Below are 17,168 nucleotides of genomic sequence, written 5' to 3'. Positions count from 1 at the left end.
TGGCGGGCCACTAGCGTCGACGTAGCCGCGAGATACCGAGGGTGCCGAGCGCTCCGGCCGCGAACGCGGCCACGGCGGCGGGGACGCCGATACCCTCGCGCACCTGGACCCGTGGCGTGATCGCCACCGGTCCCGGCGGTTCCACCGGGACCAGCAGCATGCTCTCCTTGGAGGTGGCCGCCCACGCGGTCGCAAACAGCACCAGCCGGGCGGTGACGTAGGCGAACACCATCAGGCCCAGCACCGGGCCGAAGGTGGCGCCGGCCGGGCCGTGCAGCACCGAGGACAGGTACAGCGAGCCAACCAGTTTGAAGATCTCGAAGCCGACCGCCGCGAGCAGCCCGCCCTGGACCGAACTGCCGAAGGCCACCGGCTCCCGGGGCAACCGGGCGATCATCCAGGTGAACAGCAGCCACGACACCAGCGCCGACATCAGCCACGACACGATGCCCAGCAGCCCGCCGAGCGTCGTGATCTCGTGCAGGCCCAGCCAGTCCAGCACCCGGGTCATCACCGATTTGTTGGCCAGCGCGGTCAGCCCGATCGTGAGCACCATGGCCACGAACACCGACAGCAGGGCGACCAGGTCGGACAGCTTGGTGCGCAGGAAGCCATCCTTCTCGCCGCGCTGTTCCCACATCTGGCTCAGCGCCTCCCGCAGGTTGGACATCCAGCCCAGGCCCGCCCATGCCGCGGTCGCCAGACCGATCAGACCGACGGTGCCGCGCGAGGCGATGGCCGAGTCCATGAGCTGCACCAGCTGGCTGCCGAAGTCCCCCGACACCGTTTCCCGGATTCGCTGCTCGAGCTGGTCCATCAGCTGCGGCTGGCTGGCCAGAATGAAACCGCCCGCGGCGAAACCGACCATCAGCAGCGGGAACAACGCGAACACCGTGAAATAGGTGATGCCGGCGGCGTAGAAGTCACCCTTACAGTCGTTGTAGCGCTCCTGCGCCCGCATCACCCGGTCGAACCAGGGGTAGCGCGTGCGCAGTCGATCCAGTACACCGGGTTTGTCGTCCGGCTCGGCCATGCGGTCTCTCCCGGGTGTCAGCGCGTCGGCGGCAAGAATCCCACCTTGTCATATACCCGCTGCAGCGTCTTTGTAGCCACGTCCGCGGCCCGCTCGGCGCCCGCGGCGAGCACCGCGGTGAGTTCGGCGGGATCGGCCAACAATTCGTCGACCCGGTTCTTGATCGGGGTGACGAATTCGACGACGGCTTCGGCGGTCTCGGTCTTCAGGTCGCCGTAGCCGCGGCCGGCGTAGCCCTCGACCAGCTTGTCGATATCGGTCCCGGTGACCGCCGACTGGATGGTCAGCAAATTCGACACCCCGGGCTTGTTCTCCGGATCGAAGCGGACCTCGGCGTCGTTGTCGGTGACCGCGGAGCTGATCTTCTTGGCCGTCTTCTTCGGATCGTCGAGCAGGCTGATCAGGCCCTTGTCGGTGGCCGCCGACTTGCTCATCTTGGCCGTCGGATCCTGCAGGTCGTAGATCTTGGCTGTCGCCTTGGGGATCATCGCCTCGGGCACGACGAATGTGCCGGGGAACCGCGCGTTGATGCGTTCGGCGAGGTCACGGGCCAGTTCAAGGTGCTGGCGCTGATCCTCACCGACGGGCACCAGGCCGGTGTCGTAGAGCAGGATGTCGGCAGCCATCAGCACCGGGTAGGTGAACAAACCCACGGTGGTCGAGTCGGTCCCCTGCTTCTGCGACTTGTCCTTGAACTGCGTCATCCGCGAGGCCTGACCGAACCCGGTGAAGCAGCCCAGCACCCACGCCAGCTCGGCATGGGCGGGCACCTGGCTCTGCACGAACACCGTGGCCTTCGCGGGATCCACCCCGAGGGCCAGGTATTGGGCCGCGGTGACCAACGTGCGCTTGCGCAGCACCTCGGGTTCCTGCGCGACGGTGATGGCGTGCAGGTCGACGACGCAGAAGTAGGCGTCATAGTCGTGCTGCAGGCTCACCCACTGGTTGACCGCCCCGAGCGCGTTACCGAGATGCAGGGAGTCGGACGTGGGCTGCGCGCCGGAAAACACGACGGGCTTGGCTGGAGTGCTCATGATCCCTCGATTTTTGCACTGCTGTCATCCGAATTCCCCGCGGGTCAGTTGCCGCAGCACCCGCAGGAACGTGCGCCGGTCGGCCGGATCCAGTTCGCCGAGCCACCGGTCCTCCCCTCGCTGGATCTCGGCCTGGGCGGCGTCCTTCACCCGCCTGCCGTCGGAAGTGATGGCCAGCAGCCGCACCCGGCGGTCGTCGGGGTCGGGGTGGCGTTCGATGTAACCGGCCTGCTGCAGCTCGTCGAGGGTGGGGATGATCCGAGATTTGTCGGCGCCGATCGCCTCGGCCAGCGCGGCCTGGGTGCGCATCGGCGAGCCGTCCAGTGCGGTCAGCACGACATAGCCCCACATGGTCAGACCGTGCTTGCGCAGCACCGGCTCCTCGGCGGCAACCGTGTCGCGCAGCAGCGGGGCCAGCATCGCCGCGAGGTCGGGGCGCCGGGCAGCCATCGGAACATGGTAGGCGTTGCCATATCGTATGCATGCGCATACGATATGCGTATGCATACGATTGACGACCTCGCCCCGCCCATCGCACCGCCGTCCTGGCCACCATCCCCGTCGTCGCGACGGTCAGCGCCGAGGACTTGCACCGCCCCACCCCGTGCGCCGGTTGGGACCTGACCGATCTGCTCGCCCACATGACCGCGCAGCATCGCGGTTTCGCGGCAGCGGCCCGCGGCAACGGCGCCGACGCGGCGGTCTGGGACGCCACTACGGTTCGCGACGCGGTGACGCGCGCACCCGGCGACACCTACGCCGCGGCCGCCCACGATGCCCTGGCGGCATTCGCCGCCCCCGATGCCGCGGAAACATCTTTCGCACTAACAGAATTCGGGCCGGGAGCGGTGTTTCCCGCAGCGGTGGCCATCGGCTTCCACCTCGTCGACTACGTGGTACACGGCTGGGATGTGGCAGCCACTCTCGGCCAGGCCTATCAACTGCCCGCCGATGTGCTCGACGCGGTCCGGCCGCTGGCGCTCATGGTGCCCGACGGCGACTACCGCAGCACCCCCGGCGCGCCGTTCGGACCGGCGGTAGCCGCAGCGGCAACGGGCGTTCTCGATCAGGTGCTCGCCCATCTGGGCCGCGATCCGCACTGGAGACCGATGCGTGTGCCTGCAACACCCTGAATTACCTTGCGCGTCATCGCCCTTTCGCAATACCGCGCAGGAGGTCGATACCCGGGATAGCATCCCAGCCGTGCGAATCAGCCTGATGTGCTGCGTCTTTCTGGCGCTGAGCCTGCTTGCGCCCGTTCCCGCGGCGGCCGCGCCGCAGCCGGGACGGGTGGTGGTCATCGTTTCCGGTGGGGCTGCGGTCAGTCCGTTCACCGAACCCGGAAACGCGTGCCGCTCCGGCCTGGCCGCCGGCAACACCGACACCGCGCTGCGGCAGATGCTGTTGGATGCCGGCCATGTCGTGTACACCTCGCCCGCGATGGCGGGGCGCGGCGTCGTGGTCGACCAGGGCGGCTTCGGCGCCTTCGGCGACTGCCCAACGACCTTGCCCGACAACATGACCGTCGATTCCACCGCCTCGATCGACCTCGCGGGCGAACACCTTGCCCGCTTCCTTACCTATCTGCACGACACCCGCGCGGTCAGCACGGTCGACATCATCGGCCACTCGATGGGCGGGTTGTACTCCCGCGCGGCGATCCGCGTGTTGCAAACGCTGCACTCGCCGATCCGGATCCGTTCACTGACGACACTCGGCACCCCATGGCAGGGTTCCTTCCTGTCCGACTACGCCAACGGCATCACCCCGCTCTCGGACTGTCTCGGCGACGCGTTCTGCGAGCAGAACATGCGTGCCTTCGGTGACGAGGTGACCCGGTTGATGAGCGGATCGGGTCGTGAAGTCAACCAGGGTTACCTGATGGGTTCCGGTGGCTGGAACGAATTCCAGGCCGGCGTGCTCGATACCGTCCCGGTGACCCTCATCGCGGGCGATCGGTTCGACGTACCGGGATCGGCGAATCCGACGGTATGGCCGAACGACGGGTTGGTCAGTCGGCGTAGCGCACTCGCCACCGACATCGACGAACGCGTCCTGCCCCGCCGCCGCTGCGCGGTATTCGATGACACGCACAGCATCTACGTCTCCGACGCTGCCGGTCTCCCCTGGGACGCCGCGCTCACCTGGGATCCGCGGGTCTTCGAGGTGGTCCGTGCCGCATTGACCGAGGACCCGGCCCTGGTTCCCAACCGGCAGGGATGCTGAACCGGTCCTCAGGAGAATTCGACGGTCACCGGCGCGTGATCTGACCACCGCAGCGCGTACAACTCGGCCCGCTCCACCCGAGCCGACACCGCACGCTCGGCCAGGCCGGCGTTGGCCAGGTGATAGTCGATACGCCAGCCGGCGTCGTTGTCGAATGCCTTGCCGCGCCACGACCACCAGCTGTACGGGCCGGCGACGTCGGGATGAAGCCGGCGCACCACGTCCACCCAGCCGGTGGCCATCAGGTCGGTGAGCCACTGCCGTTCGCTGGGCAGGAACCCCGACTTCTTGACGTTGTTCTTCCAGGCCTTGATGTCGTTCTCGGTGTGCGCGATGTTCCAGTCGCCGCACAGCACGGTGTCCCGGTTGCCTGCCAAGAGGTGCGCCATCCTGGCCTCGATGGTGGCCATGAACCGTTCCTTCTCCAGTTGCCGTTCCGTCTCGGCCTCGCCGGTGGGCAGGTAGACGCTGGCGACGGTGGCGCCCTCGGTGTCGACCTCGATATAGCGGCCGTGGGTGGCGAACTCCTCGGATTCCAGGACCCGGACCGCGCTGAACGGGGTGCGCGAGAGCACGGCAACACCGTTGCGGCCCTTGACATGTGGCTCCGCCGAGGCCAGGTGCCAATCATCGGCCAAGGCGGGAGCCAGGGCGTCGCGCAGCTGCTCGTCATCGGCCCGGGTCTCCTGCAGGCAGACGATGTCGGCGCGGGACTCCTTCAGCCAGGGCAGCAATCCCAGGTTTTCGTCGGAACGCTGTTTGACGGCCGCGCGGATGCCGTTGACATTGACGGTGGTGACGATCACGCCAGCACCCTAGTGCAGCCCACCGACAGAGAATCCTTGCGGTACCGCCGGTACCGACATACTGTCGGGCCGTATGACCGAACGTGCGCCGATCCATCTCGGGACGGGTGAACCGATCCTGATGTTGCACCCGTTCCTGTGCTCGCAGAATGTGTGGCGGACGGTGGCACCCCAGCTGGCCCAGACCGGCCGCTTCGAGGTGCTGGCCCCCACCATGATCGGCCACCACGGCGGACCGCGCGCGCCCGGCTGGCTGCTCGACACCGCCACCCTGGTCGACGATGTCGAACGTCGAATGGACGAAATAGGCTGGGACACAGCACATATCGTCGGCAACTCATTGGGCGGCTGGGTGGCCTTCGAACTGGAACGCCGGGGCCGGGCGCGCACCCTGACCGGTATCGCGCCCGCCGGCGGCTGGGGGCAGCATTCGCTCACCAAATACGAGACCGTGCTGAAATTCGTGCTCGGTGCGCCCGCGTTGCTGGCCGCCCGGCTGATCGGCCCGCGGATCCTGGATGTGCCGTTCGGTACCCGGATCGCCACTCTGGCGGTCAGCGGACCCGCCGACGGCCCCAGCCGTACCGACCTGGAATTGCTGGTGCAGGACGCCACCCACTGCACCGCATACCTGCAGTTGTTGGTCAAAACACTACGGCTGCCCGGCCTGCTGGAACTCGCCGACGTCGGCGTGCCCACCCATTTGGTGCTGTGCGAGAAGGACCGGGTGTTCCCGACCCCACGCGGCACCCGCTACTTCGTCGACCACCTGCCGCCCGACACGCAGGTCACCCGGCTGCCCGGGGTAGGGCATGTCCCGATGCTCGAAGCACCCGGTCGGGTCGCCCAGCTGATCAGCGAGTTCGTCGATGCCTACGCCGAGCCCCAGCGCGCGACGCCGCCCGCCGGGTGACACCGAGACTACGGTTCATCGCGCGAATTCACGGAAATCGCGCCACAAACCGTAGTCTCGGCGCCGGTCAGCTGGTGGAGGACTCCAGCGCGGTGTTAAACGTCTTGCTCGGACGCATCACCGCCGCCGTCTTCTCCGGATCCGGGTAGTAGTAGCCGCCGATGTCGGCATGCCCACCCTGCACCGCGTTGAGCTCGTCGACGATCGCGGCCTCGCTGTCGGCCAGCGTCTTGGCCAGCGGCGCGAAGTGCTCGGCCAGCTCCTTGTCCTCGGTCTGCTCGGCCAGCGCCTGCGCCCAGTACAGCGACAGGTAGAACTGGCTGCCCCGGTTGTCCAGCTCGCCGGCCTTGCGCGACGGAGACTTGTTCTCGTCCAACAGCTTTCCGACGGCGGTGTCCAGCGTGTCGGCCAGCACCTTGGCCTTCGCGTTGCCGGTCTTGTTGCCCAGATCCTCCAGGCTGGCGCCGATGGCCAGGAACTCGCCGAGAGAATCCCAGCGCAGGTGGTTCTCCTCGACGAGCTGGCTGACGTGCTTGGGCGCGGAGCCACCGGCACCGGTCTCGTACAGTCCGCCACCGGCCATCAGCGGCACGATCGAGAGCATCTTCGCACTCGTGCCCAACTCCAGGATCGGGAACAGGTCGGTGAGGTAGTCGCGCAAGATGTTGCCGGTCGCAGCGATGGTGTCCTTGCCGCGGATGACGCGCTCCAGCGTGTACCGCATGGCCCAGACCTGCGGGAGGATCGTGATGTCCAGCCCCTCGGTGTCCTCTTCCTTGAGGTAGGCCTTCACCTTCTTGCGCAGTTCGTTCTCGTGCGGGCGCTCGTCGTCGAGCCAGAAGACCGTCGTCATACCGGACAACCGGGCCCGGTTGACGGCCAGCTTGACCCAGTCCCGGATCGGGGCGTCCTTGACGATCGGCATCCGCCAGATGTCGCCGGCTTCGACGTTCTGGCTCAGCAGCACCTCACCGGTGTCGTTGTCCACGATGTCGGCGACGCCGTCCTCGGGGATCTCGAAGGTCTTGTCGTGGCTGCCGTACTCCTCGGCCTTCTGCGCCATCAAACCGACGTTGGGGACGGTGCCCATGGTGGTCGGGTCGAACTGGCCGTGGGTCTTACAGAAGTTGATCATCTCCTGGTACATGCGGGAGAACGTCGACTCCGGGTTGACGGCCTTAGTGTCCTTGGTGCGACCGTCGGCGCCGTACATCTTGCCGCCGAGGCGGATCATCGCCGGCATCGAGGCGTCGACGATGACGTCGGACGGGGAGTGGAAGTTCGAGATGCCCTTGGCCGAGTCGACCATCGCCAGCTCCGGCCGGTGCTCGTGGCACCGGTGCAGGTCCTCGATGATCTCTTCGCGCTGCGAGGCGGGCAGCGACTCGATCTTGTCGTAGAGGTCGGACAGCCCGTTGTTGACGTTGACGCCCAGCTCGTCGAACAGCTTGCCGTGCTTGGCGAACGCGTCCTTGTAGAAGACCTTGACCGCGTGGCCGAACACGATCGGGTGGCTCACCTTCATCATGGTCGCCTTGACGTGCAGCGAGAACATGACGCCCGTCTTGTAGGCATCCTCGATCTGCTCTTCGTAAAAGTCGATCAGCGCCTTCTTGCTCATGTACATGCTGTCGATCACGTCGCCGTTGTCGAGCTTGACCTCGGGCTTGAGCACGATCGTCTCGCCGCCCTTGGTCTTCAGTTCCATGCGGACGTTGCGGGCCTTGTCCAGCGTCATCGACTTCTCGCCGTGGTAGAAGTCGCCGGTCTTCATGGTCGCGACGTGCGTGCGGGAGGCCTGCGACCACTCGCCCATGCTGTGCGGATGCTTGCGGGCGTACTCCTTGACAGCCTTGGGGGCGCGGCGATCGGAGTTGCCTTCGCGCAGCACCGGGTTCACGGCGCTGCCCAGGATCTTGCCGTAGCGGACCTTGATCGCTTTTTCTTCGTCGGTCTTGGGTTCACCCGGGTAGTCCGGGAGGTCGTAGCCCTTGGCCTTGAGCTCCTTGATCGCGGCCAGCAGCTGCGGCACCGAGGCGCTGATGTTCGGCAGCTTGATGATGTTGGCCGACGGATCCTGGGTCAGCTTGCCGAGCTGAGCGAGGTTGTCGGGCACCTTCTGCTCATCGGTCAGGTAGTCGCCGAACTCAGCGAGGATACGGGCGGCCACCGAGATGTCACTGGTCTTGACGTCGATACCGGCGGCGGCGGCGAAAGTTCGGATCACCGGCAGGAAGGCGTAGGTGGCAAGCAGCGGGGCTTCGTCGGTCAGCGTGTAGATGATGGTCGGCTGCTGGGCGCTCATGGTTGTTCTTACGGCCTCACTGTCGGTGTCAGATATGCGGCGTGCGACACGGGCCCAAAAGCGACGTACCCCTTGGTGGTGGGTGCCTTTTCCCTTGGCGTGTCACTGTCTGCTGAGGCTTCCGGGTTCCGGCAGCTCTCGAGCGCCACACTACAAGGGCCCCGTACCGCGTGACGGGCCAACCTTGACTACTGACCAGTAGCTTTTGTGCCGGCGCGGCCGATGTGCGCGGTGAACCCGCTGGCCGTCGGTCGACGTGGTGAGCTAGGCTTCGTATCGGTCATGAGTGCCAGCAACAAGCCCCGGCTTGCTGGCCGGCAACCCTCCAACCGCGGTGGGGTGCTCCGGGTGAGGACCAGGTTGTGTAGCCGACAGGCGGCTACCGGCAAGCGCGGGTCCGTGCTGACGGACGGACCCCCAGACACGGATGGAGGTTCGTTTTCCCATGAGCACGCCAGAAGACAAGCTCGCAAGCTGGTCGTTCGAGACCAAGCAGGTGCACGCCGGCCAGGCCCCCGACGCCGCCACCAACGCGCGCGCCCTGCCGATCTACCAGACCACGTCCTACACCTTCGACAGCACCGATCACGCCGCCGCGCTGTTCGGGCTGGCCGAGCCGGGCAACATCTACACCCGCATCGGCAACCCCACCACCGATGTCATCGAGCAGCGGGTTGCGGCGCTGGAAGGCGGTGTCGCAGCGCTGTTCGTGTCCTCCGGGCAGGCCGCCGAGACGTTCGCCATCCTGAACCTCGCCGCGGCCGGTGACCACATCGTCTCGAGCCCGCGGCTCTACGGCGGCACCTACAACCTGTTCCATTACTCGCTGCCCAAGCTCGGCATCGAGGTCAGCTTCGTCGACAACCCCGACGACCCGGAGTCCTGGCGCGCGGCGGTACGGCCCAACACCAAGGCGTTCTTCGCCGAGACCATCTCCAACCCACAGATCGACGTGCTCGAAATTCCCGTCGTCGCCGCCGTGGCGCACGACAGCGGCGTGCCGCTGATCGTCGACAACACCATCGCCACCCCGTACCTGATCCAGCCGATCGCGCACGGCGCCGACATCGTCGTGCACTCGGCCACCAAGTACCTGGGCGGACACGGATCGGCGATCGCCGGTGTGATCGTCGACGGCGGCACCTTCGACTGGACGAACGGTCGGTTCCCCGGCTTCACCGAGCCGGACCCCAGCTATCACGGTGTGGTGTTCGCCGACCTGGGCGCGCCCGCGTACGCGCTGAAGGCGCGCGTGCAGTTGCTGCGCGATCTGGGCAGTGCACTCTCGCCGTTCAACGCTTTCCTCATCGCGCAGGGATTGGAAACGCTGAGCCTGCGTGTTGAACGTCACGTGTCCAACGCGCAGCGGGTCGCCGAGTATCTGGCCGGGCATCCCGATGTCCTCTCGGTGAACTACGCGGGCCTGCCCACCTCGCCGTGGTACGAGGTGGGTCGCCGGATCGCCCCCAAGGGCACCGGCGCGGTGCTGGCTTTCGAGCTGGCCGGCGGCATCGCCGCAGGCAAGGCGTTCGTCGACGCGTTGACCCTGCACAGCCACGTCGCCAATATCGGCGACGTGCGCTCGCTGGTGATCCATCCCGCGTCCACGACCCATCAGCAGCTGAGCCCGCAGGAGCAGCTGACCACGGGCGTCACCCCGGGCCTGGTGCGATTGGCCGTCGGTATCGAGGGCATCGACGACATCCTGGCCGATCTGGAGCAGGGCTTCGCGGCGGCCCGGCAGGTGTCGTCCGACACGGCGGCGGCAGTGTGACCGTGTCAGATACCCGCCCCGCCGTGTCCCTGCCCGCCGAAGGCGAGACCGCCCTCGTCGACATCGGTTCGCTACCGCTGGAGAGCGGCGCGGTGCTCGACGATGTCACCATCGCCGTCCAGCGCTGGGGGCAGCTGTCCCCCGAGCGCGACAACGTCGTGATGGTGCTGCACGCGCTGACCGGTGATTCGCACGTCACCGGTCCGGCCGGTCCCGGCCATCCCACCCCCGGCTGGTGGGACGGTGTGGCCGGGCCGGGCGCCCCGATCGACACCGACCGCTGGTGCGCCATCTCGACCAATGTGCTGGGTGGGTGCCGCGGCTCGACCGGGCCCAGCTCGCTGGCCAGGGACGGCCGCCCCTGGGGATCCCGGTTCCCCGCCATCACGATCCGCGACCAGGTGAACGCCGATCTGGCCACGCTCGCCGCCCTCGGCATCACCCGGGTGGCAGCGGTGATCGGCGGTTCGATGGGCGGAGCCCGGGCCCTGGAATGGATCATCGGCCACCCGGACACCGTGCGCACCGCACTGGTGCTCGCCGTCGGCGCGCGCGCCACCGCCGATCAGATCGGTACGCAGAGCAGCCAGGTGGCCGCCATCAAGGCCGACCCGAACTGGCAGGGCGGCGACTATCACGGCACCGGGCGGCTGCCCAACGCCGGGATGGAGATCGCCCGGCGGTTCGCCCATCTGACGTATCGCGGTGAGGCCGAACTGGATTCGCGATTCGGCAACGATCTGCAAGGCGACCTCCAAGGTGACGACGACGCCCGCTTCGCGATCGAGAGCTACCTGGAGTACCAGGGCGCCAAGCTGGTGTCGCGGTTCGACGCGGGCACCTATGTGGCGCTGACGGATGCGCTGTCCAGCCATGACGTCGGCCGCGGCCGGGGCGGGGTGGCCGCGGCGCTGGAGTCCTGCCAGGTGCCGACGATCGTCGGGGGGATCACCTCGGATCGGCTGTATCCCATTCGCCTGCAACAGGAATTGGCCGACCTGCTCCCGGGGTGCTCGGGGCTCAACGTCGTCGACTCGATCTACGGCCACGACGGCTTCCTGGTCGAGACCGACGCGGTGGGCGCCCTCGTCCGGCAGACGCTGAAGCTCGCATCGCAGTGAGCGAGTCGACCCGGCCCCGGTCGCTGTCATTCGGGGAGGAAGCCGCCGCTTACGAGCGCGGCCGGCCGTCCTACCCGCCGGAAGCGATCGACTGGCTGCTCCCGCCCGGTGCACGCACCGTGCTCGATCTGGGCGCCGGCACCGGCAAGCTGACCATCAGGCTGGCCGAACGCGGACTCGACGTCATCGCCGTCGACCCGATCCCGGAGATGCTGGAGGTACTGTCCGCCTCGCTGCCCGACACACCGGCGCTGCTGGGCACGGCCGAGGAGATCCCGCTACCCGACGACAGCGTGGATTCGGTATTGGTGGCCCAGGCCTGGCATTGGTTCGACGCCGACCGCGCGGTGGCCGAGATCGCCAGGGTGCTGCGTCCCGGCGGCCGGCTCGGGCTGGTGTGGAACACCCGCGACGAACGGATGGGGTGGGTCAAAGACCTCGGCCGCATCATCGGCCACGAGGATCACGCCCTGGAGCAGAAGGTGACCCTGCCCGAACCGTTCGCCGCGGTCGAGCGCGCCCATTTCGAATGGACGAGTTATCTCACCCCGCAGGCGCTGGTCGACCTGGTGGCCTCGCGCAGTTACTGCATCACCTCACCGGCCGAGGTCCGCACCCGCACGCTCGACGAGGTCCGCGAGTTGTTGAGAACCCATCCGGCACTGGTGAATACGACCGGACTGGCGTTGCCCTACGTGACGGTCGGGATCCGGGCAACGCTGGGCTGACCGCACCAGCGGGCCACCGCGGCCCGCCCCGTCGTCGACGTGGGTGAGCCGTGAACGAGGGCCGAACAGGGGTCAGGAGGTACCCAGCGGGTCGATGGTCCAGGCGATGTACAGCACGATCGCGCTGACCGTGGCGGTGGTGGCGACGTCGATCACCTTGGACCGCACCACCAACAATCCGGCCCGGTCCTCGGTCAGTGCCAGCCGCAGGGCGGCGGCCACGCCGACACCGATCGCGATGACCAGCGCGCCCCGGCGCCAGTACCCGGCTACCACCAGCACGAAGGCCACGACGAAGATGACCCCGACGGTCAGGATGGGCCACTGACCGCCGAAGACCTTGCGGGCGAACTCCTTGAGCGTCATGGCGTTCGGCTCAGGACTGCTCGGCGCGCTCGACCACATTGGTCAGCAGGAACGCCCGGGTCAGCGGTCCGACACCGCCCGGGTTGGGGGACACGTGGCCCGCCACATCCCACACGTCCGGGGCCACGTCACCGGTCAGCTTGCCCTCCACCCGGCTCACCCCGACATCCACCACTGCGGCACCGGGTTTCACCATGTCCGCGGTGACCATGTACGGCACCCCGACCGCGGCGACGATGATGTCGGCCTGCCGGGTCAGCTCCCCCAGATCACGAGTCCCGGTGTGACACAACGTCACCGTCGCGTTCTCCGACCGGCGCGTCAGCAACAGACCCAGCGGACGGCCCACCGTCACCCCGCGCCCGATCACCACCACATGCGCGCCGGCGATCGGCACGTCGAAGCGGCGCAGCAGGTGCACGATGCCGCGCGGCGTGCACGGCAACGGGGCTTCTTTGCCGAGCACCAGCCGGCCCAGGTTGGTGGGGTGCAGACCGTCGGCGTCCTTGTCCGGATCGACGCGCTCCAGCGCGGCGTTCTCGTCCAGGTGCTTGGGCAGCGGCAGCTGCACGATGTAGCCGGTGCACTCGGGGTTGGCGTTGAGCTCGTCGATGGTCTCGTCGAGCGTGGCCTGGCTGATGTCGGCGGGCAGATCCCGGCGGATCGAGTTGATGCCGACCTTGGCGCAGTCGGCGTGCTTGCCGCGCACATAGGCCTGCGAACCGGGGTCGTCGCCGACCAGGATCGTGCCGAGTCCGGGCGTCCGGCCCGCATCGGTCAGTTTCGCGACGCGCTGCTTGAGATCGACGAAGATCTCGTCGCGCGTGGCCTTGCCGTCCAACGTAATCGCACCCACGGGTGCCATTGTGTCAGGAGCCGTGGCAGGCTCCGACTATGAACAGTCCGCAGAATGTGTCCACCGACGTGTTCGGCGCCGCCAAGCTCGGTCCGGTGACCCTGCGCAACCGCATCATCAAGGCCGCCACCTTCGAAGCGTCCACCCCGAATGCGCTGGTCACCGACGACCTGATCAACTACCACCGGCTGCCCGCGGCCGGTGGTGTCGGGATGACCACCGTCGCCTACTGCGCGGTGTCCCCCGGCGGCCGCACCGACGGCTGGCAGCTGTGGATGCGCCCCGAGGCGTTGCCCGGGCTGCGCCGGCTCACCGAGGCCATCCACGCCGAGGGGGCGGCGATCAGTGCCCAGATCGGCCATGCCGGCCCGGTGGCCAACGCCCGCACCAACAAGGCGCAGGCACTGGCCCCCGGCCGGTTCTTCAACCCGCTGTCCATGCGCTTCGCCAAAAAGGCCACCAAAGACGACATCCGCGACGTGCTGGCCGCGCACGCCGATGCCGCGCGCCTGGCCATCGACGCCGGGTTCGACGCCGTCGAGGTGCACCTTGGCCACAACTACCTGGCCAGTGCGTTCCTCTCCCCACTGCTCAACCGCCGCACGGATGAGTTCGGTGGCGCACTGGAGAATCGGGCCAAGGTGGCCCGCGCGGTGGTGCGCGCGGTGCGCGACGCCGTCGACAAGCACGGCGGCAAGCAGATCGCCGTCACCGCGAAGCTGAACATGAGCGACGGGGTGCGCGGCGGGATCACCAACACCGAAGCCCTCCAGACCGCCAAGTGGCTCGAAGAAGACGGCGGTCTGGACGCCATCGAACTGACCGCGGGCAGCTCGCTGGTGAACCCGATGTACCTGTTCCGCGGCGACGCGCCGATCAAGGAGTTCGCCGGCGCCTTCAAACCGCCCATCCGCTGGGGCATGCGGATGACGGGCAAGAATTTTCTGCGGCAGTACCCGTACCGGGAGGCCTACCTGCTGCGCGAGGCCCGGCTGTTCCGCGCCGAGCTGACGATGCCGCTGATCCTGCTCGGCGGCATCACCAATCGCGAGACCATGGACCTGGCGATGGCCGAGGGTTTCGACTTCGTCGCGATGGGCCGGGCCCTGCTGGCCGAGCCCGGTCTGATCAACCGGATCAAGGCCGATCGGGACACCAGGTCGGTGTGCACGCACTGCAACCTGTGCATGCCGACGATCTACACCCACACGCACTGCGTGCTCACCGGCGCACCGGACACGCTGGTGCACTGACATCCGACCACGGTGGGGTGTATGCGGCCTGCACTCGGCGGGTAACGCAATGGTGTACCACCCCGTGTCTGCGGCCGGCTACCGATAGAGTTGACACCGATGAGCCGACCCGCAGCGCCCGCCCTGTCCGTTCGCTACGACGGGTCCGCACGGACCTTCTCCGCTGGCAACGATGTCGTCGTCGGTCGCGATCTGCGCGCCGATGTTCGCATCGCCCACCCGTTGATCTCGCGCGCACACCTGGTGCTGCGCTTCGACCAGGGGCGATGGATCGCCATCGACAACGGCTCGCTCAACGGGATGTACGTCAACGGGCAGCGGGTGCCCACCGTCGACATCGTCGACGGTCAGCGGATCAACATCGGCAACCCGGACGGTCCGCAGCTCACCTTCGAGGTGGGCCGGCACCAGGGCTCGGCGGGCACACCACCGCAGACCACCTCGATACCGGTCACCCAGCGGCAGAGCACGGCGTGGCCGACACAGCCGCCGTCGTCGAGCCCGTGGCCGACGGCCGCGCCGGCCTCGCGGCCGCACCCGCAGTACCCGTCGGGACCGCAGCCCAACCACCCGACCGGCCCGCACTACCCGTCGGCCCCGCAGCCGAGCGCGCCAATGCCGCAGTACCCGTCCGGTGTCCAGCAGAGCGCCCCGCACCCGACCTACCAGCAACCGGCACCCGCCGCGCCGCCCACCACCATCGGGCCCACCGCCGTTTCGCGGTCAAACGACGGCAACATCGGCACGACGATGCTCAAGATCCTGCGGCCGGGTCGCGCCCCCGAGGTGCCCGCCGGCGGGATCAAGATCGGTCGCGCCACCGACAACGACATCGTCATCCCCGATGTGCTGGCCTCGCGGCACCACGCCACCTTGGTGCCCGTCGGTGGGGCCACCGAGATCCGCGACAACCGCAGCATCAACGGCACCTTCGTCAACGGTCAGCGCGTCGACGAGGCGACGCTGCGCGACGGTGACGTCGTCACCATCGGTAACGTCGACCTGGTCTTCGCCGGCGGCACGCTGGCCCGGCGCACCGAGACCGAGGCCGACACCCGCACCGGCGGCCTGGAGGTCCGCGGGCTGACCTGGACCATCGAGGGCAACAAGACCCTGCTGGACAACATCTCGCTGGACGCCCGGCCCGGCACGCTCACCGCGGTGATCGGGCCGTCCGGTGCCGGCAAGTCCACCTTCGCCAAGCAGGTCGCCGGCTACACCCACCCGACCAGCGGCACGATCACGTTCGAGGGTCACGACATCCACGCCGAGTACGCCTCGCTGCGGTCCCGGATCGGCATGGTCCCGCAGGACGACGTGGTGCACGGGCAGCTGACCGTCAAGCAGGCGCTGATGTACGCCGCCGAACTGCGGCTGCCGCCGGATACCACCAAAGAGGACCGCGAACAGGTCGTCATGCAGGTGCTCGAAGAGCTCGAGATGACCAAGCACCTGGAGACCCGCGTCGACAAGCTGTCCGGCGGCCAGCGCAAACGCGCGTCGGTCGCGCTGGAACTGCTGACCGGCCCCTCGCTGCTCATCCTCGACGAGCCGACCTCCGGCCTGGACCCGGCGCTGGACCGCCAGGTGATGACGATGCTGCGCCAGCTGGCCGACGCCGGTCGCGTCGTGCTGGTGGTGACGCACTCGCTGACCTACCTGGACGTCTGCGACCAAGTGCTGCTGCTGGCGCCCGGCGGCAAGACCGCGTTCGCCGGACCGCCGAGCCAGATCGGTCCGCAGCTGGGCACCACCAACTGGGCCGACATCTTCAGCAGCGTGGCCGGTGACCCGGACGCGGCGCACCGCCGGTACCTGGAGCGCAGCGCCCCGACTCCCCCGGCGCCGCCGTCGGAGAAACCCGGTGATCTGGGCAAGCCCGCGAAAACCAGTCTGGTGCGCCAGTTCTCGACGATCGCGCGCAGGCAGTTCCGACTGACCGTCTCCGACCGCGGCTACTTCATCTTCCTGGCGTTGCTGCCGTTCATCATGGGGACGCTGGCCCTGACCGTGCCCGGTGACGTCGGCTTCGGCCTGCCGGTGCCGGCGATCAAGGGCGGTGAGGCACCGAATGAGCCGGGCCAGATCCTGGTGCTGCTCAACGTCGGCGCCATCTTCATGGGCACCGCGCTGACCATCCGCGCCCTGATCGGTGAACGCGCCATCTTCCTGCGCGAGCAGGCCGTCGGATTGTCGACGTCGGCCTACCTGCTGGCCAAGGTGTTCATCTTCACGATCTTTGCGCTGGTGCAGTCGGCCATCGCGGTCACCATCGCCATCCTCGGGAAGGGTTGGGGCGAAGGCGCCGTCGCATCCGGCCTGCTGCTGCCGCGCAGCCTTGAGCTCTACGTCGACGTGGCCGCCACCACGGTGTGCGCGGCGATGGTCGGTCTGGCGCTCTCGGCGCTGGCCAAGTCCAACGAACAGATCATGCCGCTGCTGGTCATCGCGATCATGTCGCAGCTGGTGTTCTCCGGCGGCATGATCCCGGTGACCGGACGCATCGTGCTGGACCAGATGTCCTGGGCAACCCCGGCCCGCTGGGGCTTCGCCGCCACCGCGTCGACCATCGACCTGACCGGGCTGGTGCCGGCACCGCTGTCACCGGATGACTCGCACTGGAAGCACACGGCCGGGACGTGGTGGTTCGACATGGGCATGCTGGTCGCGCTGTCGGTGTTCTACGTCGGCTTCGTGCGCTGGAAGATCCGGCTCAAAGCCGGCTAGTTCTCCGCGATTTGTGGAGCCGCACC

Annotated in this window: 15 protein-coding genes and 1 riboswitch; of the genes, 8 read left to right on the top strand and 7 right to left on the bottom strand. The window is 67.9% G+C overall.

Going from position 1 to position 17,168, the window contains the following annotated elements:
* Positions 1-10: 10 nt before the first annotated feature.
* From yhjD to SBI67_RS18745, 3 genes are read right to left on the bottom strand one after another with little or no spacing between them, the layout of a single operon-like run.
* Positions 11-1,033: an inner membrane protein YhjD gene (gene yhjD, locus SBI67_RS18755; RefSeq protein WP_318982030.1), complete on the bottom strand. Its 1,023-nt coding sequence runs from the start codon at positions 1,031-1,033 to the stop codon at positions 11-13.
* A gap of 17 nt (positions 1,034-1,050) precedes the next feature.
* On the bottom strand, positions 1,051-2,067 hold the full coding sequence (gene trpS, locus SBI67_RS18750; protein ID WP_318982029.1) for a tryptophan--tRNA ligase: 1,017 nt from the start codon (positions 2,065-2,067) through the stop codon (positions 1,051-1,053).
* Positions 2,068-2,091: 24 nt separating this feature from the next.
* A complete protein-coding gene (locus SBI67_RS18745) occupies positions 2,092-2,517 on the bottom strand; it encodes a MarR family winged helix-turn-helix transcriptional regulator (RefSeq protein ID WP_318982028.1) in 426 nt (141 codons plus the stop codon).
* Positions 2,518-2,612: 95 nt separating this feature from the next.
* Between SBI67_RS18745 and SBI67_RS18740 the strand changes: the two genes are divergently transcribed.
* On the top strand, positions 2,613-3,200 hold the full coding sequence (locus tag SBI67_RS18740; protein WP_318982568.1) for a TIGR03086 family metal-binding protein: 588 nt from the start codon (positions 2,613-2,615) through the stop codon (positions 3,198-3,200).
* Between the two features lie 70 nt (positions 3,201-3,270).
* The gene (locus tag SBI67_RS18735; protein WP_318982027.1) at positions 3,271-4,293 is read left to right on the top strand and encodes an esterase/lipase family protein; all 1,023 of its coding nucleotides are present in this window, start codon (positions 3,271-3,273) and stop codon (positions 4,291-4,293) included.
* 8 nt (positions 4,294-4,301) lie between these two features.
* Here SBI67_RS18735 and SBI67_RS18730 read toward each other — a convergent pair whose 3' ends face one another.
* Entirely contained in the window at positions 4,302-5,099 is a 798-nt protein-coding gene (locus SBI67_RS18730; RefSeq protein WP_318982026.1) for an exodeoxyribonuclease III, read from the bottom strand.
* 73 nt (positions 5,100-5,172) lie between these two features.
* Between SBI67_RS18730 and SBI67_RS18725 the strand changes: the two genes are divergently transcribed.
* Positions 5,173-6,012, top strand: a complete 840-nt coding sequence (locus SBI67_RS18725) for an epoxide hydrolase EphH (RefSeq protein WP_318982025.1) — start codon at positions 5,173-5,175, stop codon at positions 6,010-6,012.
* Positions 6,013-6,079: 67 nt separating this feature from the next.
* Here SBI67_RS18725 and SBI67_RS18720 read toward each other — a convergent pair whose 3' ends face one another.
* Complete coding sequence (locus tag SBI67_RS18720) at positions 6,080-8,317, bottom strand: NADP-dependent isocitrate dehydrogenase (RefSeq protein WP_318982024.1); 2,238 nt, start codon at positions 8,315-8,317, stop codon at positions 6,080-6,082.
* Positions 8,318-8,595: 278 nt separating this feature from the next.
* A riboswitch (SAM riboswitch) is annotated at positions 8,596-8,715 on the top strand.
* Positions 8,716-8,762: 47 nt separating this feature from the next.
* Here SBI67_RS18720 and SBI67_RS18715 point away from each other — a divergent pair.
* Genes SBI67_RS18715 through SBI67_RS18705 form a run of 3 tightly spaced genes read left to right on the top strand, consistent with a single transcriptional unit; the run spans position 8,763 to position 11,940 of the window.
* On the top strand, positions 8,763-10,091 hold the full coding sequence (locus SBI67_RS18715; RefSeq protein ID WP_318982023.1) for a bifunctional o-acetylhomoserine/o-acetylserine sulfhydrylase: 1,329 nt from the start codon (positions 8,763-8,765) through the stop codon (positions 10,089-10,091).
* Positions 10,088-11,212 (top strand): homoserine O-acetyltransferase MetX, encoded by a 1,125-nt coding sequence (gene metX, locus SBI67_RS18710; protein ID WP_318982022.1) that lies wholly within the window; start codon positions 10,088-10,090, stop codon positions 11,210-11,212. The genes SBI67_RS18715 and metX overlap by 4 nt, the downstream gene beginning before the upstream one ends.
* On the top strand, positions 11,209-11,940 hold the full coding sequence (locus SBI67_RS18705) for a class I SAM-dependent methyltransferase (RefSeq protein ID WP_318982021.1): 732 nt from the start codon (positions 11,209-11,211) through the stop codon (positions 11,938-11,940). The genes metX and SBI67_RS18705 overlap by 4 nt, the downstream gene beginning before the upstream one ends.
* A gap of 72 nt (positions 11,941-12,012) precedes the next feature.
* Here SBI67_RS18705 and SBI67_RS18700 read toward each other — a convergent pair whose 3' ends face one another.
* Both SBI67_RS18700 and SBI67_RS18695 read right to left on the bottom strand, forming a co-directional pair.
* Positions 12,013-12,306, bottom strand: coding sequence for a DUF3017 domain-containing protein (locus SBI67_RS18700; protein ID WP_318982020.1), 294 nt, complete (start codon positions 12,304-12,306; stop codon positions 12,013-12,015).
* Between the two features lie 10 nt (positions 12,307-12,316).
* Positions 12,317-13,162, bottom strand: coding sequence for a bifunctional methylenetetrahydrofolate dehydrogenase/methenyltetrahydrofolate cyclohydrolase (locus SBI67_RS18695; protein WP_318982019.1), 846 nt, complete (start codon positions 13,160-13,162; stop codon positions 12,317-12,319).
* A 38-nt stretch (positions 13,163-13,200) separates the two neighbouring features.
* Here SBI67_RS18695 and SBI67_RS18690 point away from each other — a divergent pair, with 38 nt between their 5' ends.
* A complete protein-coding gene (locus SBI67_RS18690) occupies positions 13,201-14,415 on the top strand; it encodes an NADH:flavin oxidoreductase (RefSeq protein ID WP_318982018.1) in 1,215 nt (404 codons plus the stop codon).
* A gap of 99 nt (positions 14,416-14,514) precedes the next feature.
* Positions 14,515-17,142: an FHA domain-containing protein gene (locus SBI67_RS18685; protein WP_318982017.1), complete on the top strand. Its 2,628-nt coding sequence runs from the start codon at positions 14,515-14,517 to the stop codon at positions 17,140-17,142.
* The last annotated feature ends 26 nt before the right edge of the window (positions 17,143-17,168 follow it).

Source organism: Mycolicibacterium chengduense (genome assembly GCF_033741155.1).
GTDB lineage: Bacteria > Actinomycetota > Actinomycetes > Mycobacteriales > Mycobacteriaceae > Mycobacterium.
The sequence above is the reverse complement of the archived record's forward strand: the minus strand, read 5'-3'. Positions and strand labels throughout refer to the sequence as shown.

Coding starts and splice junctions, on each gene's coding strand:
- SBI67_RS18700 (WP_318982020.1), bottom strand. CDS start 12,306: ATGACGCTCAAGGAGTTCGCCCGCAAGGTCTTCGGCGGTCAGTGGCCC.
- SBI67_RS18715 (WP_318982023.1), top strand. CDS start 8,763: ATGAGCACGCCAGAAGACAAGCTCGCAAGCTGGTCGTTCGAGACCAAG.
- SBI67_RS18720 (WP_318982024.1), bottom strand. CDS start 8,317: ATGAGCGCCCAGCAGCCGACCATCATCTACACGCTGACCGACGAAGCC.
- yhjD (WP_318982030.1), bottom strand. CDS start 1,033: ATGGCCGAGCCGGACGACAAACCCGGTGTACTGGATCGACTGCGCACG.
- SBI67_RS18690 (WP_318982018.1), top strand. CDS start 13,201: ATGAACAGTCCGCAGAATGTGTCCACCGACGTGTTCGGCGCCGCCAAG.
- SBI67_RS18745 (WP_318982028.1), bottom strand. CDS start 2,517: ATGGCTGCCCGGCGCCCCGACCTCGCGGCGATGCTGGCCCCGCTGCTG.
- SBI67_RS18725 (WP_318982025.1), top strand. CDS start 5,173: ATGACCGAACGTGCGCCGATCCATCTCGGGACGGGTGAACCGATCCTG.
- trpS (WP_318982029.1), bottom strand. CDS start 2,067: ATGAGCACTCCAGCCAAGCCCGTCGTGTTTTCCGGCGCGCAGCCCACG.
- SBI67_RS18685 (WP_318982017.1), top strand. CDS start 14,515: ATGAGCCGACCCGCAGCGCCCGCCCTGTCCGTTCGCTACGACGGGTCC.